We start from the raw sequence: 26,474 nt of genomic DNA, 5'->3' as shown, positions 1-26,474 counted from the left end.
TTTTTTATTGCATTAATTTTTGTAATTCCTCTTGTTGTATAACAATCGGATACTTATTCTTCAATTTCTGAAGCCACTCCTTATCTAACTGTGTTTGCAAATCACGAATGATACTACTTCTACATTCATCAAAAGTCTTTACGCGTTGCTCTTCTACTTTTTTAATCTCAAGATAAACATAACGGCCTTCATATTCCAAATTCTTTTTGCCTACCTGCCAGCTTTGCGCATCTAAAACTGGTATTTCTCCTTTTTTGAAATAACCCTCAGAAGCTTCTAAGCTTTTAGGTTTGATGGCATTAAACCGTTTAACCACATCGTCCATAGACTGTGAAAATAAGCGAAAACTCACACGAGCATTCTTTGATTTATCTGTTTTGGACGCTGAAACCAATTTCCCCTCATCTTTTTCGATGAATCGAACTTGATTAATTCCTTTGGTGACTAAAAACTTAACGACTTGATTAACACGACCTTCCGACAAAGTATCTTGTTCTGAACCATCTATATGCCCCGTTACCTCCACTACATAATCACGATTCTTGCTCATCAACAAACCTAATTCTTGTAATACTTTTTTCGCATTGGCAGTCAATTCAGATTGCCCTAATTTGAATAAAATATCAGGGTAACGTTTATTCATTGGGTATGGCGCCGATTTAAGCAATTCCATAGCATCTGCTAAAGTTTTGGCATTATCAGATGAAATTAACTTCACTTCTGCTCTTACGGGCATAGTAAATAAAGCCATATTTTGCTGATAATAAGCATGTTGACGTAAGGAATCCAAGGATTTTTCAAAAATCTCACGGTCGGTAATCTTACTTAAAAGACTGCCTTCCAGAAACTCTGCCATTTGTTCTTTAAAGGCAGGGTATTTGGTTTCCAAATGTTGCTCTTCCGCCTGTAAAGTCTGAGAATCGATGAATTCATCCAACCATGAAGCTTCGGAAATTGCAGGTAAATAACCTAATTCCTTGACTTTTCTACGCTGTTGAGCTACAATAAACTGATAAAACTCGTTGATGCTAAACGATTTATCCAAGACTTTAAACAAAGGGAATTGAAGCCAAGGCTCATCCCCTACTCGATCACGTGCAAAACGTTCCAAAGCCATTTTCTTGGATTCTTCTAAAATAGCTACCCTATTTTCTACACGCACCCGTTTCATGAAGGATTGACGGATTAAAGCACTTCGCTCAGGATCGGTATTGACTTTTTGGCGTAAATATTCAGCCATCTCCTCATAAGAAAGAAGCGGTTTTTTATCCAATAATTTAAAAATTTGCCAGCCTAAATTGGTTCGAATTGGCTCAGAAATGTCACCCAAACGCTGTAAACCAAATAATTTATCTTGTAATTCTTCACTTAAATCAGAAGAATAATACCAGCGACGTAATTCCCCACCACGTCCTTTGGAATATGGGTCTTCCGAATAATTTCGACAAACATCTTCATAGCTTTCACCTTTTTTCAGATAGGCTTCTACTTGCTCAATTTTCTTTTTTGCTTCCACCTGAAAAGGTGTTGCAGCATCTACAGGGACTGAAATCAAAATATGAGCCAAACGAATCTTTCCTTGGTTTGGTCTTTGCTTCAAAATCTTGATTAAATGATAACCACTAGAAGTTCTAACAGGACTAGAATACTCCCCTAAAGCCAATTCATAGACTTTGTTTTCAAAGGCATATTGGGTTTGTAAACTAGTAATAAAGCCCAAATTACCACCCTTTTTGGCCGTTAACTCATCATCAGAAAAGCGCTGCGCCAAAGAGGCAAAATCCTCACCTGCTTTTAATTTCTTATATAAATTATCAATTTTTTGATATGCTATTAAGGTATCACCAGGACTAGGATTGGCTGGTAATTTTACTAGAATATGAGCTACTTGCTTCTCGTCTTTCAAGCGCTGATAGGCTTCCTTAACCAAGGCATTTACTTTTTCATTATCCACTAAATAGGGACTTGCCAATTCCTTACGAAAGCTTGCATACTCTTCTTGAAATCCCGGCGTTTCAGCTAATTTTTCATCTTCGGCTGCCACTAACTTCAATGACAGGTCTAAATAGTCCGATAAAAACTTATTCTTATTATCTGGCTTTATACTATCGCTTTCAATCAAACGACGATAAATCGTAGAAAACTGAGCCGAACTGATTTTTTTAGGGCCAATCTGAATAGGAAATCCCTCTTGAGCCAAAAGGCTTGGAAGGGTAAAAAGAATATATATAAATACTAATAAGTAAAAACGAAAGCGCATAGTTTGCCAATTTTGCTTGTCCAATGGGTTATAAACGACAACAAGCTTATAAAATTACGAATAATCCCTAAATAAACCCTTTAATTCATCAATCCCTTACGCTTATTTCATAAGAGAAATCATAGTGGTAGTCATTGAGCATCTTAGGTCCACTTTTCCAAGTACCTTTTTTCTTAAAACTGCTTACCTTATCCCATGATATTTGCATTTCAGATATCCCTAATCGATCATTTCCATCCCATTTACTTAATAAATCCATTCCCAAACCACTCGCACGCATTCCCCACATAAACCATCCCAATGGATTTGTTAGAGAGGATAGTTCCAATAAGGAAACAGGAACTTGTAAAACGCCTCCCCATTGATTGATGTGCTTTATGACCTGTTGTATCTTCTGGTAATCATCGATTTCCCATAATGTCACTTGCACACCTAAACTTTGCCCAGGTTTCAACTTGATACTTAATGCAGGGATTTTCTTTAAATCTAAAAGTATACTTTGCTTAACCTTCCCAAGGTATTGTGAAGATTGTTGAATCTGAACAACTTGTTGATTTTCAATAGCTACCACAGAATAAACCATCAAAAGCTCATCGGTTTGTGTGATATTTTCTTGAATATTTTTAGCGAATAACTGAGTCCATTGAAACTGCACCTGCTTATCTAAAACTATAGCTTTTTGAGCAGGCACTTCTGTTTTGACAGGAACAATAGCTTTTCTACAAGAGAAAAAAGAAATACCCATTAAAAACAGGATTACATACCTCATAAAGCTGCCTTAGGCTCTTGTTGGGTCAAACAATGGAAACTTCCTTGTCCCCAAATAATCTCACGAGCAGAAAGACCAATGACCGGTCTATCAGTAAATAATTGAGATAAAATATCCAATGCTTGAGCATCTTGTGGACAATCAAAAATGGGAACAAGAATCGCCGCATTGCAGATGTAAAAATTGGCATAGGATCCTGGGGCCCTAAATTCATCAATCACTACCGCTTCTGGCATAGGTATTTCAATGATGTTTAATGGGCTACCGTCTAGAAGCTTCATTTCTTTTAATTCCTTCAAATTTTGAGCCAAAACCCCATGGTTATCATCCTCTACATTGGGCTCAACCATGGTGATAACGGTATTTTCATTCACAAAGCGAACTGTATCATCAATATGCCCATCGGTATCATCTCCTACGATTCCATCACTTACCCATAATACTTGATCAACTCCGTAATAAGCTTTCAAGTAATTTTCAATTTGATCTTGACTTAAATGAGGATTACGATTGGGATTTAAAAGACAAGATCTACTCGTCAGAACAGTACCCTTCCCGTTAAATTCAACAGAGCCACCTTCCATGATGATACCTGGACTTAGGAATTCCAACCCTAAATCCTTGGCTATAGCTTTAGGAATCCGATCATCTGCATCAAATGGAGGATATTTCCCTCCCCAAGCATTATATCCCCAGTCGACTATTAATCGTTCTGAATTATCATTTTTTATTAAGAATGCAGGACCATGGTCGCGGCACCAAGCATCATTGGTTTCGCGAACAAACAATTCAATCTGCTGAGGATCAATGTTGTATTTTGGCAATTCACCTAAAATAAAATTCTTAAGCTCTTCATGATTGACATTAATTTTCACCTTTTCACCTTGTGAAATAGCTTTGATCAGAGCAAAGTATTCAGGATACATATAAGATAACTTTTCTCCTTGCCAAGAATGGTCATTATGAGGAAAAGTAATCCAAGTAGCTTCATGTGGATGCCATTCCGCAGGAAAAAAAAAGCCTCTTTCTTTGGGGGTAGATAGCATATTAATCTAAGTAATTTTCAGAAATCAAACGTAATCCATCCAAGGTGATTAATTTATTCACCTCGTCAAAATAGGATTCCAATGGAGTTAAAATTGAAGATAATCCACCAGTGGCTAATACCTTAACATGCTGCCCTTTCTCATTTTTGACTCGATAAATCATTTCCTTCACCATACCTACATATCCCCACAATATACCTGATTGAATGGCACTTACCGTATCAAATCCCAAGGCAGAATGGGGCATTTCTAGGGGCACTTCAGGTAATTGAGCGGTTTGAGAAAACAAAGACTTTACGGCGGTTTTTAGCCCAGGGGCAATAGAAACCCCTTCCATCTTACCTTGTGCATTCACTAAAGTAAAGGTTAGAGCAGTTCCAAAATCTACAATCAATACATCAGCTTGGTAAGCATGATGAGCATATACGGCATTGGCAACTAAATCAGAACCAATTTCATCAGGAGAAATAATGTCGATGGGGAATTTCTTATACAATTTTGGCGACATGATATCAGCCGAGACTGCTAACCAATTTTCTAGTCCTTTTTGAACGTGATAAGAAACAGAAGGAACTACGGAAGAAATAATTAATTTTTGTGGTTTCAAGGAACCAATATTATTCTCTAACCACTCCTGACGAATCCAATTCTCCATGCGCAAAGTTGTCCATGGTTGATGCGTAGGTGTTCTTAATATCAATTTCCATTCACCTTCGGTATAAAATCCAAAGACTATGTCTGTATTTCCAATATCGACTACTAAGAGCATGTGTTAAGGTTTAATATCTTTTTCTAATCCAGCGGATAAAATGGGGAATCGCAACCATGATTTAGGATCCAAACTATACTCATCCACATGGAAACCCGGTGCATAACGCTCTCTTTTCCATTGGTTTCTAGCCCACAATCGGAAGAAACGAGAACAAAATGCAGTTAGTTGATCTTCTGAAAAGTTTGCGCCATATTCCTGAATCAAGTTTTTTAAACAATTTTCTGGCGAAAGTTTATCGTAAAAAGCCCAGCGTTCAATGGCATTCAAAATTGGATAAGGCATTAAATCTTCTTCATCCACTTGTTTGGAAGTTAATGGTCTTAATTCGGCACTTGGTTCTAAAGAATTGACATGTGATAAACCTGGCATACTTAATTTCCCATCCAACCCTATTTTTTCCATCCAAATAAGCCATTGACGAATGAAAGTCTTATCTATTCCTGCTATGGGTGATATAGAACCTGAAGTATCTCCGTCCATGGTGGCGTAACCTACGGATGCTTCCGAGCGGTTGGAAGTAGCTAATAATAAAGCATTGTTGATATTGGCCAACATCCAAACACTAGGACTACGTAATCTAGCTTGAACATTTTGCAAGGTAATATCGTCCTGTTCCCAGGTTAATGATCTGCCTATGGCCTTTTCAATGATTTCACGATACTCTTTAACCAAAACATCAATATTCCAATCATAATGGGTTGTACCAATACATTCTGCCAATGCTTTAGCTGAAGTACGGGTTTGATCTGATGAATTTTCTGTTCCTTGATATGCCGTAGTTAACATACGAGCAATAAAATCCTTTTCTGTAGAAACATCCATAATCCAAGGAATATAGGCCATCTTAGATTGAATCCCCTCCCAGCCTAGCTCTTTGTAAGCCAAACGAATTGCCAAATAACATAATGTAGCTATGGCTGATGAATCTGCTCCACCGGATAGCGATATCACCCAACCATAAGAATATGATTTTCTTACATAATCCCAAAGACCTAAACTAACTGCCCTGGCAAATTCTTCTTCCTTGATGTTTACTGTACCTTCCCACGGAGCTGCCTCAAAGTGCGGATATGTTTGATTGGATAAAGGCCATTGTACATTGGCTACTATCAGGTCATCAGCTACTTGTGTTTGGCAATTAATTTCCACGGAAGCCACAATCAATTGACTATCTTTAAAACTAAATCGCTGGCTTTGTGCTCTTATTTGACCTTGATGAACTACGTAGGCATCCCCATCAAAAATGGTTCTTCCTGATTCATTTCCTAATACATTGGCAAATACATAGCTTCCTTGTATGATTTGGGATCCTTTTATTGCTAATCGTTGACGCGTTTTTGACTTAGCAAATGCAAAATGAGAGGCTGTTGGACTACATATCACTGATACCCCTCGCTGAGCTAATGAATGAGCTGGTCTATTTTCTCCCTCCCATGCATCTTGACATATTTCAATACCAATACTAATTCCATCCGCCAGAATGCGGTAATCACCCATTGGGATTTCACCCAAACTCGTAGACAAAACACTTCTTTGATGCGCAGGCCAAGGATTAAACCAACGGGTTTCATAATGGACTCCGTCATTGGCTAAATGTTGCTTGGGAATCAGGGCAATCAATTTTCCATTGGCCAAACAAGCAGCTACATTATACAATTTACCCTCAAAAAATACCGGTAATCCTACCCAAACTAAGATATGCTGAGTATATGGCAACAATTTAATCAAAGACTCCCAGGCTTTCTCGGATGTATAGGCAGCTAAAAACTGATCTTCACAGCCATATCCTGTCAGACAAAGCTCAGGCAAACAAAGTATAGCAACCTGGTTTTGTTGAGCTTCTTGAATAATTGAAATGATTCGGGCTTGATTTCCCTTCCAATCTAAGGGAATTTGGTTAAGAACCCCGGCTGCTAGTGCAATATTAGGCATAGTAATTAACGGGGTTTCTTGGAACTAACACGATCAGCTGGTTTATAAAATTGATACCAAGCTCTTTTCTTTGTAGGCTTATTAGGTCCTATGGTCGCGTAGTTGGAAGTTCTCACATGCTTGTAGCGTGGAGTCCACATCCAAGAAAATGCTTCTCTAGGCCGATAATAACTCTCTCCATGACGGTGTTCAACCCGTACGCGACATGTCTCTCTAGGACAGCGTGCTGACCAACAAGAACTCATCCCAACGATTAAGAAGGTTCCGATAAAAAACATCCAAAAAAAACGGAATGTTTGATTCTTGATCATTTTAAGAGAAAAATAAAAAATCGATCCTATTCAATAGAACGATTTCTTATTAGTTAAATTACAAATCAAAGCTTAATTTTACTCAGAATTTTAGCCTTGCATGCAATCAAACACCAAAGATATAAAATCAGTTGTAAAAAGAGATGCTTTTGAGTATCCAGTGATGGAATCTTTTTACACGATACAAGGTGAAGGGAAATTTCAAGGACATGCGGCCTATTTCATTCGTTTGGGGGGCTGCGATGTAGGATGTCATTGGTGTGATGTAAAAGAATCATGGCCAGTGGATACCCATCCCATCAAAACAGTAGCCGAATTAGTCAAAGAAGCTTCCGCTCATCCGGGTCGCATTGTTGTGATCACTGGAGGAGAGCCATTGATGCATGATCTAAATCCTTTGACTGAAGCATTACAAGAAGCAGGTTTTAGAACCCATATTGAGACTTCAGGAGTGGGTAAACAAATTACAGGAATTTGGGATTGGGTATGTTTTTCTCCAAAGAAATTCAAAGAACCGAATCCAGCCATTTTCCCACTTGTGAATGAATTGAAAGTAGTCATTTTTCATCCATCCGATATAGTATGGTCAGAAACATGGACGACTAAATTACCAGCTGAAAGCCTTTGGTTGATGCAGCCAGAATGGTCGAAACAAGCTGACATGAATCCTTTGATCGTTCAATTTGTCAAAGAAAACCCTCGTTGGCAGATTTCTGTTCAGACACATAAGTTCTTACAAATCCCCTAACACATGCTTGCGGCTTGGATATTTTCTTTCAGTTTATGGGGATTATCCGTTGATAGCCTAAAATCAACACCCATCACCGAGCTTAATCTTCAAAAAGCACAGTATTTTCCGCACTATTCAAATGCCAGGAAAGAAATCTATTTTACGACTCGAGCTGACCGGGCTGATGAAGAATTACAAGTAGCCACTTGGGATGGAGCCAAATTCATTAATCCTCAAGCACTCACGAGCATCAACCAAGATACCAATGAGGGTACAAGCACTATATCCCAAGATGGAAATACCTTGATTTTTTCTGGTTGTGAATACCGAAATAGCTTTGGTGGTTGTGATTTGTATGAAAGTTATTGGCTTAATAACAGTTGGACCAAACCTCGAAATCTAGGAATACTGATTAATTCTCATGATTGGGAGGGACAACCCTACTTGAGCCAAGATGGCAAACAACTTTATTTTTCTTCGGACAGACCGGGAGGACAAGGCAAACGTGATCTTTGGATGAGTGAAAAAGATGCCCAAGGAAGGTGGAAAATGGCCATTAATCTAGGTCCTCAAATCAATAGTTCAGCGGATGAACAAGGACCCTATTATTTGGAAAAAAGAGAGGTTTTACTTTTTTCCAGTGATAGAAAAGGCGGATTGGGAGGTTTGGATTTTTACCAAAGTCAACTAGAAAATGGACAATGGACAATTCCTATGAATATACTCGAATTAAATTCTTCGGGAAATGAAGCAGGGATTTGTCTAGGTATACAAGAAAATGAATATTTTATTTCTAGAAATAAGGCTGGACAGGCTACTGAAGAAGAGCTTCATCGGATCAACATTCCCAATTCAATATGGTTGGCAAAAAAAGTGGCACCAATTCAGGTAGAAGCTGTAATTACTAAAGTTCCTAAAATCAAATTTCAAGATGTCAGCTTTGATGATATACAATTTGCTTCAAATCAATGGTCTATTCCATATCCGATACCATCTAGTTTAGGAAAGCTTGTGAAATTTTTGAATGAAAATTCACAACAAAAAATAGAAATCAGAGGCCATACTGATGAAGTGGGTCAGGCTAAAGCAAATCAAATTCTTTCAGAGAAAAGGGCTAATGCTATCAAACAATACTTAGTCAATCAAGGAATTGAAGCTTCACGCATTCAAACCAAAGGACTGAGTTTTCTCAAACCCAAAGTAGCTCCCATTCAAGCAGAAGCTAGGAAGTTGAATCGAAGGATTGAGATTGTTCTTTTGAGTGATTAGAGGGAATGTAGAATGTCTTTTCCTGAAATAGGTTGACTTTGGGTTCAATAATTATTCATGGTAAATAAAAATTTAGCAGTTCCCCCCCCCAAAAAAAAAGTCTTTCATTTTATAAAAATTAAAGGCCATGGTAAATGGTGTGATTATTGTACTTTTGAATCAGACCATAAATAACATCACTTTATTTCCAGTTTTACAGTATTTCTTTTTTTTCAAAAAAAGAAACAAAAAAACATCTTTTCTTGTCGGCCAGCAAAGGCGAATTTCGCTTCGCGAAACCGTGATTCACTACGCTATCGCCTATATTTTTGACACCAACACACATCGCCTTTGCTAAGGTCAAAACCTCGTCTACCGCTGCGTTCATCATCTTTCGCTCGTGCTGACCGACGGTATTTTATATCAAAAAATCACAAATTTCATTCTGAAACTAAACTCTAAATAACTACCAACTAATGAGGTTAATCCCAACGAAAGATGGGAACGTAGCATGAGCGAAGCGAAAGGCGGATGTTTGACCCTGCGCATAGGCAATGTGCGCTAGAGTCAAAGATTAAAGCCGTATGCGGAGTGAACATCGGTTCCGCGAAGCGGAATTCGTCTTTGGATTAACCGTACAACATCTGTTTTTTTTGTTTCTTTTTTTTCAAAAAAAAGAAATGCCTAAGTAATGGCATTAAAATAGTGTGCCATACAAAAGAACATGTGTAGCTTCAATAATTACATATCAGAAAATCCAAAATATTAATGTTCGATAACGACCAGCTGAGTCGTACTAAAAAATGTCAACCTATATCAGAACAAGACACTAAACCCTTATCACTAATCCCTATCGCATCTTCTTTTTCTTTTTCTTGGATTTTTTCTTCTTCTTCGCCTTTTTGACATAGACCGTATATGGATGCTCTTTTAAAATAAGGCTATCTCTTTTTTGCAAGAAGCTTAAAAGTGTATCACGTAAATCAGCGTCATCAAGTGGTCGAATGTGAACTGGGGCAATACCAGCACCTACTATACCTAATTCTTTTGCTGCACTGAATGATACATCAATCAATAAGCGTTTTTGATGCGGACCACGATCATTCACGCGGACATAAGATTTAATCCCAGATTGGATGTTGGTTATTTCTAACCAAGTGCCCATGGGGTATTTTCGGTGAGCTGCTGTAAATAAATAGGAATTATAGCGTTCCCCGCTATAGGTCTTTTTACCACTTAAATTCTTGTGATAATAAGAAGCTTTTCCTTGTTGATTTTGAGCTAAAATTCCTTCTACAAACACTCCCACAAAAAGGAGTACAAAAAGGAAAAATCGCTTGAAGAGTAATGTCATGCATTCCATTTAAGCTTGCAAATTAGCCCTATTCCCTCATTAAACCAAAAAAGCCCTTCAGGAGAAGGGCTTTATACTTGTTAAAAATCGTTAGGAAATTAGGCCTATCGTTGAGCTATCTCAACAAATGCACGGCTTGTAGCTCCAGTATAAATTTGTCTAGGACGACCGATTGGCTCCTTATTTGTACGCATTTCTTTCCATTGAGCAATCCAACCTGGAAGGCGGCCAATAGCGAACATCACCGTAAACATATTGGTTGGGATACCTAATGCACGGTAAATAATTCCTGAGTAAAAATCAACATTCGGATATAGCTTTCTAGCCACGAAATACTCATCACTCAAAGCAGCAGCTTCCAAACGTGCAGCAATAGCCAACACTGGATCATTGACACCCAAAGCTTTTAATACATCATCAGCAGCCTTTTTGATAATCTTAGCACGTGGATCAAAGTTTTTGTAGACACGGTGGCCAAATCCCATCAAGCGGAAACCAGAATTTTTATCTTTTGCCATGGCAATGTACTTATCCGTATCACCTCCATCAGCTTTAATAGCTTCTAACATCTCGATCACCTCTTGGTTAGCACCACCATGCAATGGCCCCCAAAGCGCATTGATACCTGCCGAAATAGAGGCAAATAAATTAGCATGAGAAGAACCTACCAATCGTACAGTAGATGTAGAACAGTTTTGTTCATGATCAGCATGCAAAATCAATAATTTATTCAATGCCTTGGAAACAACAGCATCAGCTGTATATATTTCACCTGGTTTAGCAAACATCATTTGCAAGAAAGTAGAACAATAATCTACCGTAGTATCTGGCTGAACAATTCCTTCACCAATGGACTTTTTGTATGACCAAGTAGCCATAACTGGCAACTGAGCTAATAATCTCAACACACTTTTCTCATCATCACCCGCTTCATCTGTAGAATAAAAAGCAGACATAGCTCCTACTAAGGCAGCAATCGTGCACATAGGGTGAGAACTTACTGGAAACCCATCTGAAATCTTAAGTAAATCTTGATTTACTTGAGTATAAGATTGGATATCTGCTGAAAATGCATCCAACTGATCCTGAGTGGGTAATTCTTCATGAATAAGCAAATAAGCAACTTCTAAAAACGAAGCTTTATCTGCTAATTCTTCAATGCTGTAACCTCGGTAACGTAAAATACCATCTTCACCATCCAAATAAGTAATTGAACTTTTTGTAACTCCAGTATTTTTGAAGCCTGGATCAAACGTAATGTAACCAGTCAAATCACGTAATTTTGCGATATCGATGGCCTTTTCGTTCTCTGTACCCTCCAGAGTAGGCAAATCAAAGGATTTCCCTTCGAGGTTAATAGTAGCCGGTTGAGACATAATTTTTTATAAGCTTAACATGGTATGATTTCAAATTTTGAAGAAGCTAGATGCTTGAAGCAAAATTCAAGCCTCTAAGATAATACGTAATTTTGAAAGGTTAATTACCTTTATGAATCCAAAAAAAATAAATTTATTTAACACAATTTTTTCTTTCTATATTTCAAAAATAATCGGTTTTTATGACCAATATCTCCCAAAAATTCAATAAGTACCTCTATAGTTCCTCCCAGCGATTTCTTACTTATGTACAAATTGACACTCAATCAGACCCCAACTCTTCTAGCAGCCCGACAACTGAGAAACAAAAAGATTTGGGAAAAGTTTTAGTTCAGGAATTAAAACAACTAGGATTAGACTCTGCTCATATGGATGAGTATGGATATGTGTATGCCCAATTAGCTTCCAACATCCAAGAGCCCGTTCCAGGCATCTGCTTTTGTGCTCACATGGATACTTCTCCTGATTGCTCAGGTAAGCATGTAAAACCCATCGTCCACTCCAATTATCAAGGGCAAGACTTAATTTTACCTGATGATTCATCTGTTGTCATTCGATTACAGGATCATCCTGATTTAGCTGAACAAATCGGACATGATATAATCACAGCTAGTGGAACCACATTATTGGGAGCTGATAATAAAGCAGGGGTGGCTGAAATCATGGATGCTGTTCAATTTTGGGTACAACATCCTGATGTTCCTCACGGCCCTATTTCCATCTTATTTACTCCAGATGAAGAAGTTGGCCGAGGAACCGACCATGTCAACCTAGAAAAAGTAAATGCAACATATGGCTACACCATTGATGGTGAAAAAAGAGGCCATTTGGAAAATGAAACTTTCTCAGCTGATGGATTTACCATTAAGATCGAAGGTATTTCTCAGCATCCTGGATTTGCCAAAGGGCGCATGGAAAGTGCTATCAAAATAGCTTCTGAAATAGTTGGTTTACTTCCCAAAGATCACTTAAGCCCCGAAAGCACCGAGAATATGGAAGGATTTATCCATCCTGTAGATATTTCAGGTAGTGTAGAAACAGCGACAATAGATTTTATCCTACGCGATTTCAAGACCGAAAAACTGGAAGAATACGGGATGCTCTTGAAAAACATCACCCATCAAGTCCTGAAAAATTACCCTCATTCCAAGGTTCAATTCATTCAAACGGAACAATACCGAAATATGAATGAAATACTAGTCAAGCATCCTGCTTGTCTGGAAAATGCCATGGAAGCCATGAGAAGAGCTGGTTTACAACCTGAGATGCAAAGCATTAGGGGTGGAACAGATGGTTCACGATTGACCTTCATGGGTTTGCCTTGTCCCAATATATTTGCAGGAGAACATGCTTTTCATAGCAAGCAAGAATGGGTCAGTATTCAAGATATGCAAAAAGCTACTGAAACCATCGTTCATTTGGCAGCCATATACGCAGAAAAGGGGACTTAAGTCCCCTTTTCTTTACTCTTTTAGCATCAATTCGCTCCGTTTTTTCCAACGCTGGCAGCGTTTAGAACGCTGACAGCGTTACGGAGCGGAAACGTTTTGAAAATTTATTTGTTGTCCAATTTCTTGATTATTCCCACTCAATCGTTGCTGGTGGTTTGGAAGAAATATCATACACCACACGATTGACACCCTTTACCTTATTAATAATTTCATTGGAAATTTTACCTAAGAATTCATAAGGCAAATGACACCAATCCGCTGTCATTCCATCCAAACTACTCACAGCTCTCAAAGCTACAACCTGCTCATAGGTTCTTTCGTCTCCCATCACTCCTACTGAATGAATCGGTAATAAAATTGCTCCAGCTTGCCATACTTGGTCGTAAAGTCCTTCCGACTTTAATCCATTGATAAAAATCGCATCTACTTTTTGAAGAATATCTACTTTTTCCGGGGTAATATCTCCCAAAATACGAATAGCTAAACCTGGACCAGGAAAAGGATGACGTCCTAAGATATCTTGTGGAATGCCTAAGGTTTTCCCTACTTTTCTAACCTCATCTTTAAATAAGGTATTCAATGGCTCCACCACTTTCAACTTCATAAAATCAGGTAAGCCACCTACATTGTGGTGTGATTTAATCGTTGCCGATGGTCCTTTCACCGATACCGATTCAATGACATCGGGGTAAATGGTCCCTTGGCCTAACCAAGCTACACCTTCAATCGCATGTGCCTCATGATCAAATACATCAATGAAGGTTTTACCAATTGCCTTTCTCTTCAATTCTGGATCACTTAAACCCGCTAAAGCATCATAAAAACGTTGCTTAGAATCTACGCCTTTGACATTTAAACCTAAAGAATGATACGAATCCAGAACTTGTTCAAATTCATCCTTGCGCAACAATCCATTATCAACAAAAATGCAATATAAATTCTTTCCAATAGCACGGTGTAATAATACTGCTGCCACCGAACTATCTACTCCTCCTGACAATCCCAAGACAACCTTATCTTGACCTAATTTCTCTTTCAAATTAGCTACAGTTGTTTCTACAAATGAATCCGAAGTCCAATCTTGCGTACAGTCACAAACCTTTACCACAAAATTGCGCAATATGATACTTCCCTCCGTACTGTGTGTAACCTCAGGGTGGAACTGTATTCCAAAAATTGGCTTGGATGCATGCGCAAAGGCAGCTACTTTAACTGATTCTGTAGAACCAATAATTTCATAAGGTGCAGGTAATTCCATGATGGTATCACCATGCGACATCCAAACTTGACTTTGGCTGGAAATTTCATCCCACAAAATAGAATCTTGAGTACCTGTTAAATGGGCACGACCGTATTCTCTTTGCTGAGATGCCTGAACAGAACCACCGCCCTGATGAGCTAACAATTGAGCACCATAACAAATTCCCAAGATAGGCAAATCCCCAAAAAGGCTTAAATCTACTCGAGGAGAATCTTCATCACGAACTGAACATGGGCTACCAGATAAAATAATTCCCTTTACTGAGGAATCAATGGTAGGTATATGATTATAAGGATGTATTTCACAATAAACTTGAAGTTCACGTACTCTGCGAGCAATCAATTGGGTCACTTGAGAACCGAAGTCAAGAATAATAATTTTTTCCGCCATAGCTGCTTTGAATAAAAATAAACGGCAAAGGTCGCAATTTTAAACGAAAAATCGAGTATTTATTTGGTATTTCTATCGATAAATCAAGTACTTCTCTCGAATCTTTTTATACTCTTTCAAGCCTTCTTGCCAACTTGCCCTGATCTCCTTTTCTGACTTCCCTTCCAACATCATTTTTCTTAATTCATTGGTTCCTGCCAATTTATCAAAGAAAGCCGGACTCGTAAAAAAGGATTCTTTTTTACCCGTTTTTTCAAAGAAATAAAATAAATACTTCAAACTAAAGCCTAAATCACGGGTATCTACTTGGCTTAAATTAAAACCATAACATAACTTACCTTTCAATGGTGGATCCATGGCTCCAGGTAAAGGCATCGGTGTAAAGGTATAATCACCTAAACCCTCCACATTGGTTCCTGCCACTTGAAATTGCGTTGTGGTCCCTCTTCCAATACTTACATTTGTTCCTTCAAAAAGGCACAAAGAAGGATATAATCCAATCGCTTGATCATTGGGTAAATTGGGAGATGGTGCCACAATAATGTGTACCTGATCTGAATGTTTGTATTTTTTCACAGGAATTACAGTCAAATCACATTGAATGCCTCGGTCTAACCAAGCTTCCCCATTAATCATTTTAGCTAACTCTCCTAAGCTACATCCATGCACTACAGGAATGGGATTTAAGCCAACAAAAGAAGCAAATTCCTTTTCCAAAACAGGTCCATCTACATAATGCCCATTGGGATTAGGACGATCTAGAATAATCAATTTCACACTGTTTTCCGCACAAGCTTCCATCACATAATGCAAGGTAGAACTATAGGTATAAAAACGAGTGCCCACATCTTGGATATCAAAAATCAATACATCAAGGCCTTCTAAATCAGCTTTGGTAGGTTTTTTATGTGAACCATACAAAGAAATGATGGGCAATCCCGTTTTTTCATCTTTGCCATTATCTATGTGAGCTCCTGCATCAGCCGTACCTCTAAAACCATGCTCTGGAGCAAAGATTTTCTTGATGGGAACTTTCAAAGACAATAAGGTATCAGCCAAATGAGTTTTACCCAAAACCGATGTATGATTCACTACCAAGCCAACGCGCTTGTCAAAAATCATAGGTAAATAGGTTGAAATTTGTTGATCTCCTGGGATAGCTTTTGTCACTTGAGCCATACTCTTAGAAGCTAATAGCCCATTGGAAAAGAACAACAATAAAATCAATAGCTTGTAGATTCGATGCATTCCTATTTTCTTTGCGGTTTAACATTTACTTATCAAATATCAGATAAATTTTAAAATTATTAACGTAAATCGACTGAATGAATTTTCCACTTTTTGTTGCACGTCGGATTCGTAATACCCATGAAACCTCCTTTTCTAAAACAGTAACCTATGTGGGTATAGGTACTGTGGCCATGGGAGTCAGCATCATACTCATTGCTTTTGCCATATTATTCGGCTTTAAAGAGGCCATACAAGACAAATTAACCAGTTTTGCAGGAGATATTCATGTGAGCCAAATCACAGGCAACCACTCCCTCTCCGATAGCCCCATGCGTAGAAATGTAGCCTGGGAAAAAACCATTCGGCAAAATCCAGCCATTGATCATATTCAAGCTCATTTACAAAAGCCTGGAATCCTAGTAGGAGACGCAGGACTGGCAGGTATCGTCATCAAAGGAATTGGTAACGATGTGCCGAAAAACCAGTTATCGAAAAACATGCTTCAAGGACAAGCTCAAATCCAACATCCTCAGGACATTATATTGAGCAACACCTTAGCTAAGCAATTGAAAGTCAGGCTACACAGCAGTTTAATTCTCTATTTTTTAAGCAATCCAGAGCGCCCAAGAAAAGTAAAAATCACCGGGATTTATGAAACTGGATTAGAAGAATTAGATAAAATGTTCATTTTGGCAGACCGTAGTTGGGTGCAAAAAATGAATGGCTGGTCAGCCGATTCAATTGGAACCTATGAAGTATTTTTAAAAAAATCCGCTGATTTATATCAAACAGCTGAAGAGATAGAATCCAAAATGCCTACAGAATGGCGCTTAGAAACCATAACGGAACTATACCCTGCGCTCTTCGACTGGATGATGATGCTCGATAGAAATATTGTCATTTTTATCTCCTTATTGTTGGTCGTTGCTTGTTTCAATCTCATTGCCACCCTTTGGGTATTAATCATGGAACGTATTCCCATGGTAGGTTTATTAAAAGCCATGGGGGCTAGTCACCGACAAATCAGGACCATTTTCTGGTGGAATGGTTTCTTCATTTTACTTCGAGGTTTAGCCATAGGTAATTTATTAGCTGTCATTTTTTGTTACCTGCAATCCAGCTATCACTTAATTCCTCTAGATCCTGAAAGCTATTATATGAGTTCTGTTCCAATCGTTTGGTCCATGTCTACTTGGGTTTGGGTCAATATCGGAACAAGCTTATTGGTGGCTCTCATCATTACCTTGCCTACCATATTTATCAAAAAAATTCAAGCTCAAGAAGCACTACAATACAAGCAATAATTATGAAAAGAATACTAATTTACTTACTGCTTTTCATGTCGACTCTTGCGCTGGGGCAAGATAAGGTGCAGTATAAAATCGACTTGAATAAACTTGCCAATGATCGTTTAGAAGTTGTTGTCAAAACACCTAAATTCAAACAAAAGGAAGTTGTCTATGCCCTGCCCAAAATAGTTCCTGGAACATATGCCAATTATGATTTCGGTCGATTTGTCCAAGAATTTAAAGCCTTAGATGCACAAGGTAAAAGCCTTCGAATAAAAAAAACAGGTCCAAATACGTATCAAATATCCAATGCTTCTCAACTATCTGAAATTCGTTATTTCGTGGATGATACTTGGGATAGTCCCGAAATTGCTGGTGATTATGTCTTTGAACCTGCAGGTACCTCATTTCAAAAAGATAGTTTATATGCCTTGAACACGCATGCCATGTTGGGTTATTTCATAGGCCATGAAAAGGCACAAGTTCAACTCTCCATTGATAAACCTGCTCAATTTTTTGGAGCCAGTTCATTACAAAATAAAAGTAAAGCCCCAAGCGATCTTTTTGAAGCCAATCATTATCAAGATTTGATTGATGCGCCATTGATGTATGCAGCACCCGACACGATTAGTTTTCCATTGGCCAATGCCAAAATTTTAATTTCTGTTTATTCCCCTAATAAAATGTGCTCGGCTGCACAAGTGGCTGAACAAATAAAACCGCTCCTAGAGGCTCAAAAAAAATACTTAGGAGGTCAGCTTCCAGTTTCCAACTATGCTTTCATCATTGTTTTATCTGACAATATCAAAAATGGCAGTTATGGCGCATTAGAACACGCTCAATCCTCATTTTATTATTTACCAGAAGGAAATATCCAGACCCTGGCTGAAACCATCCGTGAGGTTTGTGCTCATGAATTTTTCCACATTGTAACTCCTTTGAACATTCATTCTGAGGAAATTGGAAACTTCAATTTCCTTCAACCTAAAATGTCCAAGCATCTTTGGTTGTATGAAGGATTAACGGAATATGCGGCCCATCATGTTCAATTAAAATACCAAATTACCGACTTGAAAAAATTCATGTCAACCTTTGAAAATAAGTGGGAAGTCATGAATGTGCAATTCGATCGAAAGTTACCCTTTACCCTTATGAGTGAAAAGGTTTTGGATAAGTACAAAGATGAATATGGAAATGTTTATCAAAAGGGAGCTTGGTTAGGATTTGGATTGGATTTAACCCTGAGAAAACTCAGCCAAGGGAAGTATGGTACACAAGAAATGATGCGTGATTTAGCTAAATTTTATGGCCCCAATCAGTCGTTTAAAGACGATGAATTATTTGAGCAATTGATTCAAATCACCCAAAAAACGGAATTGAAAACTTTTTTTGAAAAGTATGTAGCAGGGAAAGATGAAATTCCTGTAGCTGATTGGCTACATAGTATTGGATACGAAATACAAGAATACAATGCGAGTCCAATAAAGTCTTTAGGCTTTGATTTTCAGTCTCTGAATGTTAATGCTGAAACACATAGAGCCGTCATCAATTCAGAAGACGGAATCAATGAATTTGGCAGAATTCTTGGCCTTCAAGCTAAAGATGAAATAGTCTTCATCAATCAACTTTCTTTTAGCTTGGATAGCTTCAGCATAAATGCTGCTAAGGTGCTCAAAGACATACAATTAGGTGACATTTTAGAAATTGAAGTAGCTCGACCTAAAGGAAATGGAACATATGAAACGGTACGTATGAAAGCCCCGTTTCAAACCAGTATGGGCAGCGCTCCGACTTCCTTTGTTCCCCAAAAGAATCCGAGCGATGCCCAATTGGAATTACGTCAACAATGGATGAATTCTATTCCGTAGTTTGTGCTTCCACCACAGCTATAGCTACCATATTGACAATTTCACGAACACTTGCTCCTAATTGTAAGACGTGAACAGGTTTACGTAAACCTAGTAGAATGGGTCCAATGTATTCGATTTCAGCCGCCTCTTTCAATAAATTATATGCAATATTAGCTGCTGATAAATTAGGAAAAATAAGCGTGTTAGCTGTTTCATTTCCCAAAGTGGCAAAAGGATAATTTTGTTGACGTAGCTCTTTATCAAAAGCTAAATGCGCTTGCATTTCTCCTTCTATCAACCATTTCGGATATTTTTTCTGTAAAATATGAGTAGCCTCTCTCATTTTGATGGCATCATCCCCATCAGCTGACCCAAAGTTAGAATAACTCAACAAGGCAATGCGAGGTTGTAAATTAAATCGCTCCACTGCCTCTCCTGTCAAACGTGTAATCTCCACAATATCTTCCACATCTGGTTGGAAATTAATGGTGGTATCTGAGAAAAACAAAGGCCCTTTCTTACTCAAAAGCAAATACATACCTGCCACTTTTTTGACACCAGGCTTTTTACCAATAATTTGTAAAGCTGGACGAATGGCTTCGGGATAATTCTTTGTCAAACCGGAAATAACACCATCGGCACGCTGGGTTTCCAACATCATGGCGGCAAAATAATTACTCTTTCTTACCTGCTTTTCTGCTTCCCAACGCGTATAACCACGTCTTTTTCGTTTTTCATAGAACAAATCGGCGAACTCCTTTAACAAAGGTTCGCTATCCGGATGTTTGAAATCCAAGATTTCTGTGCCTTGCAAATCAATGTGGTGTTCCTCACAAATAGCTTGAATTTTGGCTTGATTCCCTAATAAAATCGGCTTTGCTATTCCCTCATCCAAAACCTCTCTGACAGCCTTTAATACTTTTAAATTTTGAGCATCGGCAAATACAATGCGCTTAGGATTACTCTTGGCTCGTTTCAGGATGAATTTCATCACCTGATTATCCAAACCTAAGCGTTTAGCTAATTGATGTTCGTATTCATCCCAATTTTTAATTTGAACCGTAGCCACTCCTGAGTCCATCGCAGCTTTAGCAACAGCCATGGAAACCGTCGTAATCAATCGTGGATCTACAGGCTTGGGAATAATGTATTCTGGACCAAAACTGATGCTCTTTTCATTATAGGCCAAATTTACTATGTCTGGTACGGGTTTTTTGGCTAAACAAGCTAAGGCTTTGGCCGCAGCAAGCTTCATTTCATCGTTAATCTCAGAGGCTCTAACATCCAAGGCTCCTCTAAAAATAAAGGGAAAACCCAAGACATTATTGACTTGGTTAGGATAATCCGAACGGCCCGTTGCCATGATCAAATCCTCTCGAACAGCTTTGGCTTCTTCATAACCAATTTCGGGTGTTGGATTGGCCATAGCAAACACAATCGGGTCTTTAGCCATGGTAGCCACCATGTCTGGTGAAAGAATATTCCCAACAGATAAGCCTAAAAATACATCTGCGCCTTTCATGGCTTCCGCTAATGTCCTTTTTTCTTGGGCATCACAAGCAAGTGGGCTCACATAAGGATTCAAATCCGTTCTAGCTTTTGAGACTAGTCCATCTTTGTCAAAAATCAAAAAGTTTTCAATCTTAGCACCTAATTGTAAGTATAATTTAACACATGAAATAGCCGCAGCACCTGCTCCTGAAACCACAAAACGTGCTTGATCTATCTGTTTGCCAACAATTTCTAAGGCATTAATTAAAGCGGCGGAAGAAATAATGGCAGTCCCATGCTGATCGTCGTGCATGATGGGAATCTTCAAACGTTTCTTTAGTTTTTCTTCTATTTCAAAGCATTCAGGCGACTTAATATCTTCTAAATTGATACCCCCAAAAGTAGGTTCTAAACGTACCACCGTTTCCACAAAATCATTGGGCTCCATGCAATTCAACTCCAAGTCAAACACATCGATATCGGCAAAAATCTTAAATAAAACACCCTTTCCTTCCATCACAGGTTTACTCGCTTCTGGACCAATATTCCCTAATCCTAAGACAGCTGTACCATTGGAAATCACCCCCACTAAATTTCCCTTGGCGGTATATTGATACACTTTCTCAGGAAATGCGGCAATCTCTAAACAAGGTTCAGCCACACCTGGGGAATAGGCTAGCGATAAATCTCGCTGAGTGGCGGTTGATTTGGTGGGTTTGACTTCAATCTTCCCTGGTTTACCTTCGGAATGGTAAGCTAAGGCATCTTGTTTTAAAATAGATGAAATGGACATAAATTATATATGTTGATGAAAATTATTCGGATTCTGGGGCGTGAAATTCACCTTCATGCTTCGCTAACCAAATGGTAGCTACTCCATTACCAATGAAGTTCGTGATCGCTCTGGCTTCTGACATGAAACGATCTACGCCTAAAAGTAGGGCTAAGCCCTCAAGAGGAATTACTTGTAAAGCTGTCAATGTGGACGCTAGCACCACAAATCCACTTCCTGTAACACCTGCTGCGCCTTTGGAAGTAACCATTAAAACGCCAATGATGGTCAATAATTGCCCCCAATTCAGTTGAATACCATATACCTGAGCTAGAAATAAGGTCGCCATAGATAGATAAATACTAGTACCATCTAAATTAAATGAATAACCTGCTGGAACCACTAAACCGACAACAGACTTAGAGCAACCCATTTTTTCTAATTTTTGCATCAAAGAAGGCAAAGCTGCTTCGGAGGAAGAAGTGCCTAAAACAATCAATAATTCTGCTTTGATATAACTCAAAAAAGAAGTGATTCTTTCTCCACAGGAGCGCATGACCAAAGCCAAAATGACAAATATAAATAAGCCCATCGTAATGTAAACCGAGGCCATTAATTTGGCTAAAGGCAATAAAGAATGTATGCCGAATTTACCAATGGTATAGGCCATACCTCCCATGGCTCCTAATGGTGCCAGGTACATAACCCAATGAAGAGCTTTAAATACCCAGTGGGAAGCTTGCTCCATGCCAGAAATCATGCGTGCTTTTCCACGGACAGAGTTTAAAAAAACGCCAAAAAAGATGGAGAAAAATAAAACTTGAACCGTGAAATTTTCCTTTAAAAATAATAACCAAGAGAATGAAGCCGCTTTTGAAGTGTATTTACTAATATCTCCTCCCGCCACATCAGAACGAATAACTCCTTCACCAGGTACTAAAATGGTTGAAACCAAAAGTCCAATGACTAATGCCACAGTAGTTATCACCTCAAAATACAATAAGGCCTTTCCTCCTACCCGACCCACTTTTTTTAGGTTACCCATATTGACTATACCCAAACTGATGGTCAGGAAAATGATGGGATGAATAAATAACTTCACTAAACTGATAAAAAATCCACTCAGCAGTTCACTGACACTCGGGCCCATACTGATGTCTGCCCCCAAAAATGAATAAGTAAATTTCTTTTCCATCAAGGAATACAAGGCCCAATCTGGAGCAAAATGTCCTAAAAGTACACCTAGAAAAATGGAGATTAAAACCCAAAATGTCAGGTTCTGTGTAATTTTCTTTTTACTCATTCGTTTGTATGCAGATGATGAACAAATGTAAGGATTAATAGCAAAATATCCTCGTTTGGGATTCTGCGCTTATTTACCGAATTTTGCACCTTCATGAACCATTTGAGATCTTCAAGGTGTTATTAAATTTATGGCAGAAAAAATAAAATGTTTGATTATCGGCTCAGGGCCGGCAGGTTATACCGCAGCTATTTACGCATCTAGAGCAGGTTTACAACCAATTATGTATCAAGGTGGACAACCAGGTGGTCAGTTAACGACTACCACGGAAGTTGACAATTTTCCAGGCTACCCGAAAGGTGTAGATGGACCTACTATGATGCAGGATTTAGAAAATCAAGCGAAACGATTTGGTACTGATGTACGCTTTGGTTTAGCCACTAAAGTAGACTTTAGTAGTCAACCTAAAAAAGTATGGATTGATGACCAAATTGAATTAGAAGCGGATGCAGTGATAATTGCTACCGGTGCTTCTGCCAAATGGTTAGGATTGGAAGGAGAAACTACTTTCAATGGTCTAGGCGTTTCTGCCTGTGCAGTTTGTGATGGTTTCTTTTACCGTAACCAAGTTGTGGCCGTAGTAGGTGCAGGTGATACAGCTGCTGAAGAAGCAAGTTATTTAGCCAATTTATGTACTGAGGTACACATGATAGTACGCAGAAACGAAATGCGCGCGTCTTTAATCATGCAGGAACGAGTTAAAAACAACCCCAAAATACATATCCATTGGAATTCTGAAACAGAAGAAATTCTAGGAGATGCCAACGGAGTTACAGGTATTCGCATCAAAAACCGTGAAAACGGAGCTACGGAGGAAATTGCCTTAACTGGATTTTTCGTGGCCATTGGTCATCAACCCAATACATCCATTTTCAAAGATCAATTGGACATGGATGCTCAAGAATATTTGATCACAGAGAAAGGAAGTTCTCGTACCAATATCCCTGGCGTTTTTGCTTGCGGAGATGTGCAGGATTCCATTTATCGTCAGGCCGTAACAGCGGCAGGTAGCGGTTGTATGGCTGCTTTAGACGCAGAAAGATGGTTGGCTGCCAATCATTTACATTAATATTCATTTATGTCAGTAAAAAACCTGATTTTCTTCCTGTCGGTCACTTTTTTTGCCTTTACTGCAAAGGCTCAAGAACGTAATTTGTTCAAAAAAAGCACCAAGATAGAGACCAAATCAAGCCCCAATACCAAAGAAAAGAAAGAGGAAATCGATGATCTTCCTCCCTTACAATTTCGAAATGAAACAGAAACTTCCGGCATGGTGGCAGGTTCTGAGATGCAGGAACGTAAATACGAACCCATCAAAGTTTTAAACCCAACCATCAGTAATTTCGATACCACTTCCATTGATGAAGGAGAAGCATTAGTTGTGGAAATTGAAGAAGAAAATGCTCCTGTAGGAAGTGAAGATTTTGTCACCGTGGCCTCCTATTTTGCCATTTGGGATACGAAAAGTATAGACCCTTACGACATAGATATCAAAGATTTTGATGAACCCGTGGATATTGAATTATACAATGTAGGAAGCGGAAGAAATTGGTCGCCCCCTTTAAATGTAGTCAAACAAACCAGTCCATTTGGTCCACGTTGGGGCCGCTTACATGCTGGTGTAGATTTAGATTTAGAAACAGGATACCCCGTGATGTCGGCCTTTGATGGCATAGTACGTATTTCAGGTTTTGATTATTCGGGTTATGGTAACTATGTGGTAGTCAGACATTACAATGGCCTTGAAACACTTTATGGTCACCTTTCTAAACGAAATTTTGAAGCTGGAACTTTTGTGAAAGCTGGTGATGAAATTGGTTTAGGTGGGAATACAGGAAGAAGTACAGGGTCCCATTTGCACTTTGAAACTAGGTATGAAGGCAATCCCTTTAATCCAAACAATGTGTACAATTTAAGCACGGGAGAACCGCTTTCAGATCACTTATTAATTACAGCTAGAACATTTGATAGACGCTCACTTTCCCTTCGAAATGAATATGGTAGTGCGGGTGAAAAGATTCGATCGCGACGTACAGCTTGGACAAGAGTTCGTTCAGGTGATTCCTTGTATTCCATTGCTCAGCGAGCAGGAATATCAGTAACCAAATTGGCAAGATTAAATGGATTAAAACTCAGCTCCACTATTCGAGCAGGTAGACGTTTACGCATTCACTAATGATGAAACTTGATATTTTAGTCATGGCCGCGCATCCCGATGATGCAGAGCTAGCTTGTTCGGGTACCATAGTATCTCAAATTCAACAAGGTAAAAAAGTAGGCATTGTCGATTTCACCCGTGGTGAGTTAGGTACACGAGGAACTCCTGAAATTCGTATTGCTGAGTCTGCTGCTTCTACGGCTATTTTAGGTTTACATGCCAGAGAGAACTTAGGCATCCGCGATGGATTCTTCCGAAATGATGAAGAAAGCCAATTGAAATTAATTCAGGTCATTCGCAAATATCAACCTGAAATCGTTTTGGCAAATGCTTTGGAAGATCGACATCCTGACCATGGGAAAGGTGCCCAATTGGCAATAGATGCCTGTTTTTTATCCGGTTTACGAAAAATAGAAACTCATGATGAGCAAGGTAATGCCCAAGCTGCTTGGCGACCTAAGCATGTATTTCATTACATTCAAGATCGGTATTTAACACCTGATTTTGTAATTGACATTAGTGCCCATTGGGATATCAAAGAGCAATCTATTCGTGCATTCAAAAGTCAATTCTTTGATCCGAACTCCAATGAACCTGACTCCTACATTTCTTCTCCTGACTTCCTAGAATTCATTCGTGCCCGTTCCATGGAAATGGGTCACAAAATTGGCGTCAAATATGGTGAAGGATATCAAAGCCAAAGAACGATGGGCTTAAGAGGATTTGAAACAATATTATAAATTATAAATTATGAATTGTAATTGGTGAATGGTGAATTATAAATGAGTTAAGAATTCAACTTACCATTTACCATTTACAATTAATTTAAGGTGCAATTCGAAATCTTTCCCAACTTCCATTAACCCATTCATATACCACACGGTCGTGAAGCCTAGAAGGTCTTCCTTGCCAAAACTCCATATAATCAGGAATTAACTCATAGCCTCCCCAATGTTCTGGTTTGGGAATGTCTTTTCCTTCGTATTGTTTCTCCAATTCCTTGAAACGCTCCTCCAAAAATTCCCGATGAGGTATTTTAGCGCTTTGCTCAGATACCCAAGCACCAATTTGTGAGGCTCTCGGTCTGGATTGAAAATACTCAGTAGACAACTTTTCATCCACCTTTTCAATATGTCCTTCAATACGAACTTGTCGCTCTAATTCACCCCAGAAAAAAGTAATTGATGCTTTGTCGTGATGTGCGATATCATGCCCTTTCCTTGAAAAATAATTCGTAAAAAAGGAAAATCCTCGGTCCACATATTTCAATAAAACAATTCTCCCTGATGGACGCATGTCTTTCCCCAAAGTACTTAAAAACATGGCATTAGGCTCAGGTAATTCCGCATTTTGTGCTTCTTTAAACCAAATCTTAAACTGCTCTAATGGATCAGGATGCACCTTACTTTCCAACAATTCTCCTTTCTGATAATTTTCTCTTAGGGCTGCTAAATTCATAATTCGAGTATTTATTCCTTATC

General features: G+C 38.7%; 21 protein-coding genes. 8 read left to right on the top strand and 13 right to left on the bottom strand.

What is annotated here, in order from left to right; genetic code table 11:
- Positions 1-4: 4 nt before the first annotated feature.
- The 6 genes from G9H60_RS00190 to G9H60_RS00165 all read right to left on the bottom strand — a co-directional run bounded on the left by G9H60_RS00190 (position 5) and on the right by G9H60_RS00165 (position 7,090).
- Complete coding sequence (locus G9H60_RS00190) at positions 5-2,260, bottom strand: peptidylprolyl isomerase (RefSeq protein ID WP_223142119.1); 2,256 nt, start codon at positions 2,258-2,260, stop codon at positions 5-7.
- A gap of 88 nt (positions 2,261-2,348) precedes the next feature.
- Positions 2,349-3,005, bottom strand: a complete 657-nt coding sequence (locus G9H60_RS00185; RefSeq protein ID WP_223142118.1) for a hypothetical protein — start codon at positions 3,003-3,005, stop codon at positions 2,349-2,351.
- Positions 3,006-3,025: 20 nt separating this feature from the next.
- Entirely contained in the window at positions 3,026-4,075 is a 1,050-nt protein-coding gene (locus G9H60_RS00180; protein WP_223142117.1) for an agmatine deiminase family protein, read from the bottom strand.
- A 1-nt stretch (position 4,076) separates the two neighbouring features.
- On the bottom strand, positions 4,077-4,844 hold the full coding sequence (locus G9H60_RS00175) for a type III pantothenate kinase (RefSeq protein WP_223142116.1): 768 nt from the start codon (positions 4,842-4,844) through the stop codon (positions 4,077-4,079).
- 3 nt (positions 4,845-4,847) lie between these two features.
- Positions 4,848-6,779 carry an NAD(+) synthase gene (gene nadE, locus G9H60_RS00170; RefSeq protein WP_223142115.1) on the bottom strand — a complete coding sequence of 644 codons (1,932 nt, stop codon included), beginning with the start codon at positions 6,777-6,779 and terminating at the stop codon, positions 4,848-4,850.
- Positions 6,780-6,784: 5 nt separating this feature from the next.
- Positions 6,785-7,090, bottom strand: a complete 306-nt coding sequence (locus tag G9H60_RS00165; RefSeq protein ID WP_223142114.1) for a hypothetical protein — start codon at positions 7,088-7,090, stop codon at positions 6,785-6,787.
- 100 nt (positions 7,091-7,190) lie between these two features.
- Here G9H60_RS00165 and G9H60_RS00160 point away from each other — a divergent pair, with 100 nt between their 5' ends.
- Together G9H60_RS00160 and G9H60_RS00155 are read left to right on the top strand one after the other, a co-directional pair.
- A complete protein-coding gene (locus G9H60_RS00160) occupies positions 7,191-7,838 on the top strand; it encodes a 7-carboxy-7-deazaguanine synthase QueE (RefSeq protein WP_262899900.1) in 648 nt (215 codons plus the stop codon).
- A 3-nt stretch (positions 7,839-7,841) separates the two neighbouring features.
- The gene (locus G9H60_RS00155; protein ID WP_223142113.1) at positions 7,842-9,089 is read left to right on the top strand and encodes an OmpA family protein; all 1,248 of its coding nucleotides are present in this window, start codon (positions 7,842-7,844) and stop codon (positions 9,087-9,089) included.
- Positions 9,090-9,918: 829 nt separating this feature from the next.
- Here the strand turns inward: G9H60_RS00155 and G9H60_RS00150 are convergent.
- Together G9H60_RS00150 and G9H60_RS00145 are read right to left on the bottom strand one after the other, a co-directional pair.
- A complete protein-coding gene (locus G9H60_RS00150) occupies positions 9,919-10,422 on the bottom strand; it encodes a septal ring lytic transglycosylase RlpA family protein (RefSeq protein ID WP_223142112.1) in 504 nt (167 codons plus the stop codon).
- 104 nt (positions 10,423-10,526) lie between these two features.
- Positions 10,527-11,798 carry a citrate synthase gene (locus G9H60_RS00145; protein ID WP_223142111.1) on the bottom strand — a complete coding sequence of 424 codons (1,272 nt, stop codon included), beginning with the start codon at positions 11,796-11,798 and terminating at the stop codon, positions 10,527-10,529.
- 182 nt (positions 11,799-11,980) lie between these two features.
- Between G9H60_RS00145 and pepT the strand changes: the two genes are divergently transcribed.
- On the top strand, positions 11,981-13,249 hold the full coding sequence (pepT, locus tag G9H60_RS00140; protein WP_223142110.1) for a peptidase T: 1,269 nt from the start codon (positions 11,981-11,983) through the stop codon (positions 13,247-13,249).
- Positions 13,250-13,376: 127 nt separating this feature from the next.
- On the opposite strand, the gene guaA is transcribed toward pepT, so the two are convergent.
- Together guaA and G9H60_RS00130 are read right to left on the bottom strand one after the other, a co-directional pair.
- Positions 13,377-14,900: a glutamine-hydrolyzing GMP synthase gene (guaA, locus tag G9H60_RS00135; protein ID WP_223142109.1), complete on the bottom strand. Its 1,524-nt coding sequence runs from the start codon at positions 14,898-14,900 to the stop codon at positions 13,377-13,379.
- A gap of 72 nt (positions 14,901-14,972) precedes the next feature.
- Positions 14,973-16,148, bottom strand: a complete 1,176-nt coding sequence (locus tag G9H60_RS00130; protein ID WP_223142108.1) for an exo-beta-N-acetylmuramidase NamZ family protein — start codon at positions 16,146-16,148, stop codon at positions 14,973-14,975.
- Between the two features lie 77 nt (positions 16,149-16,225).
- On the opposite strand from G9H60_RS00130, the gene G9H60_RS00125 reads away from it, so the two are divergent.
- A complete protein-coding gene (locus G9H60_RS00125; protein ID WP_223142107.1) occupies positions 16,226-17,434 on the top strand; it encodes an ABC transporter permease in 1,209 nt (402 codons plus the stop codon).
- A gap of 2 nt (positions 17,435-17,436) precedes the next feature.
- Complete coding sequence (locus G9H60_RS00120; protein WP_223142106.1) at positions 17,437-19,287, top strand: M61 family metallopeptidase; 1,851 nt, start codon at positions 17,437-17,439, stop codon at positions 19,285-19,287.
- Here the strand turns inward: G9H60_RS00120 and G9H60_RS00115 are convergent.
- The gene (locus G9H60_RS00115) at positions 19,277-21,553 is read right to left on the bottom strand and encodes an NADP-dependent malic enzyme (protein WP_223142105.1); all 2,277 of its coding nucleotides are present in this window, start codon (positions 21,551-21,553) and stop codon (positions 19,277-19,279) included. The two genes, G9H60_RS00120 and G9H60_RS00115, sit on opposite strands and share 11 nt — an antisense overlap.
- 22 nt (positions 21,554-21,575) lie before the next feature.
- On the bottom strand, positions 21,576-22,835 hold the full coding sequence (locus G9H60_RS00110; protein ID WP_223142104.1) for a cation:dicarboxylate symporter family transporter: 1,260 nt from the start codon (positions 22,833-22,835) through the stop codon (positions 21,576-21,578).
- A gap of 130 nt (positions 22,836-22,965) precedes the next feature.
- Here G9H60_RS00110 and trxB point away from each other — a divergent pair, with 130 nt between their 5' ends.
- Genes trxB through bshB1 form a run of 3 tightly spaced genes read left to right on the top strand, consistent with a single transcriptional unit; the run spans position 22,966 to position 25,733 of the window.
- Complete coding sequence (gene trxB, locus G9H60_RS00105) at positions 22,966-23,904, top strand: thioredoxin-disulfide reductase (protein WP_223142103.1); 939 nt, start codon at positions 22,966-22,968, stop codon at positions 23,902-23,904.
- Between the two features lie 9 nt (positions 23,905-23,913).
- Positions 23,914-25,011 (top strand): peptidoglycan DD-metalloendopeptidase family protein, encoded by a 1,098-nt coding sequence (locus G9H60_RS00100; RefSeq protein ID WP_223142102.1) that lies wholly within the window; start codon positions 23,914-23,916, stop codon positions 25,009-25,011.
- 2 nt (positions 25,012-25,013) lie between these two features.
- Positions 25,014-25,733 carry a bacillithiol biosynthesis deacetylase BshB1 gene (gene bshB1, locus G9H60_RS00095; RefSeq protein WP_223142429.1) on the top strand — a complete coding sequence of 240 codons (720 nt, stop codon included), beginning with the start codon at positions 25,014-25,016 and terminating at the stop codon, positions 25,731-25,733.
- A gap of 85 nt (positions 25,734-25,818) precedes the next feature.
- On the opposite strand, the gene pdxH is transcribed toward bshB1, so the two are convergent.
- Entirely contained in the window at positions 25,819-26,451 is a 633-nt protein-coding gene (gene pdxH / locus G9H60_RS00090; RefSeq protein ID WP_223142101.1) for a pyridoxamine 5'-phosphate oxidase, read from the bottom strand.
- Positions 26,452-26,474: the final 23 nt, after the last annotated feature.

The sequence above is a fragment of the Aquirufa aurantiipilula genome (assembly GCF_019923745.1).
Lineage (GTDB): Bacteria > Bacteroidota > Bacteroidia > Cytophagales > Spirosomataceae > Aquirufa > Aquirufa aurantiipilula.
This window is presented reverse-complemented; position numbering and strand designations above follow the sequence as displayed.

Bases quoted from the DNA above. Each gene is read 5' to 3' on its own strand.
- G9H60_RS00190 (WP_223142119.1), bottom strand. From the start codon at position 2,260: ATGCGCTTTCGTTTTTACTTATTAGTATTTATATATATTCTTTTTACC.
- G9H60_RS00185 (WP_223142118.1), bottom strand. From the start codon at position 3,005: ATGGGTATTTCTTTTTTCTCTTGTAGAAAAGCTATTGTTCCTGTCAAA.
- G9H60_RS00180 (WP_223142117.1), bottom strand. From the start codon at position 4,075: ATGCTATCTACCCCCAAAGAAAGAGGCTTTTTTTTTCCTGCGGAATGG.
- G9H60_RS00175 (WP_223142116.1), bottom strand. From the start codon at position 4,844: ATGCTCTTAGTAGTCGATATTGGAAATACAGACATAGTCTTTGGATTT.
- nadE (WP_223142115.1), bottom strand. From the start codon at position 6,779: ATGCCTAATATTGCACTAGCAGCCGGGGTTCTTAACCAAATTCCCTTA.
- G9H60_RS00165 (WP_223142114.1), bottom strand. From the start codon at position 7,090: ATGATCAAGAATCAAACATTCCGTTTTTTTTGGATGTTTTTTATCGGA.
- G9H60_RS00160 (WP_262899900.1), top strand. From the start codon at position 7,191: ATGCAATCAAACACCAAAGATATAAAATCAGTTGTAAAAAGAGATGCT.
- G9H60_RS00155 (WP_223142113.1), top strand. From the start codon at position 7,842: ATGCTTGCGGCTTGGATATTTTCTTTCAGTTTATGGGGATTATCCGTT.
- G9H60_RS00150 (WP_223142112.1), bottom strand. From the start codon at position 10,422: ATGACATTACTCTTCAAGCGATTTTTCCTTTTTGTACTCCTTTTTGTG.
- G9H60_RS00145 (WP_223142111.1), bottom strand. From the start codon at position 11,798: ATGTCTCAACCGGCTACTATTAACCTCGAAGGGAAATCCTTTGATTTG.
- pepT (WP_223142110.1), top strand. From the start codon at position 11,981: ATGACCAATATCTCCCAAAAATTCAATAAGTACCTCTATAGTTCCTCC.
- guaA (WP_223142109.1), bottom strand. From the start codon at position 14,900: ATGGCGGAAAAAATTATTATTCTTGACTTCGGTTCTCAAGTGACCCAA.
- G9H60_RS00130 (WP_223142108.1), bottom strand. From the start codon at position 16,148: ATGCATCGAATCTACAAGCTATTGATTTTATTGTTGTTCTTTTCCAAT.
- G9H60_RS00125 (WP_223142107.1), top strand. From the start codon at position 16,226: ATGAATTTTCCACTTTTTGTTGCACGTCGGATTCGTAATACCCATGAA.
- G9H60_RS00120 (WP_223142106.1), top strand. From the start codon at position 17,437: ATGAAAAGAATACTAATTTACTTACTGCTTTTCATGTCGACTCTTGCG.
- G9H60_RS00115 (WP_223142105.1), bottom strand. From the start codon at position 21,553: ATGTCCATTTCATCTATTTTAAAACAAGATGCCTTAGCTTACCATTCC.
- G9H60_RS00110 (WP_223142104.1), bottom strand. From the start codon at position 22,835: ATGAGTAAAAAGAAAATTACACAGAACCTGACATTTTGGGTTTTAATC.
- trxB (WP_223142103.1), top strand. From the start codon at position 22,966: ATGGCAGAAAAAATAAAATGTTTGATTATCGGCTCAGGGCCGGCAGGT.
- G9H60_RS00100 (WP_223142102.1), top strand. From the start codon at position 23,914: ATGTCAGTAAAAAACCTGATTTTCTTCCTGTCGGTCACTTTTTTTGCC.
- bshB1 (WP_223142429.1), top strand. From the start codon at position 25,014: ATGAAACTTGATATTTTAGTCATGGCCGCGCATCCCGATGATGCAGAG.
- pdxH (WP_223142101.1), bottom strand. From the start codon at position 26,451: ATGAATTTAGCAGCCCTAAGAGAAAATTATCAGAAAGGAGAATTGTTG.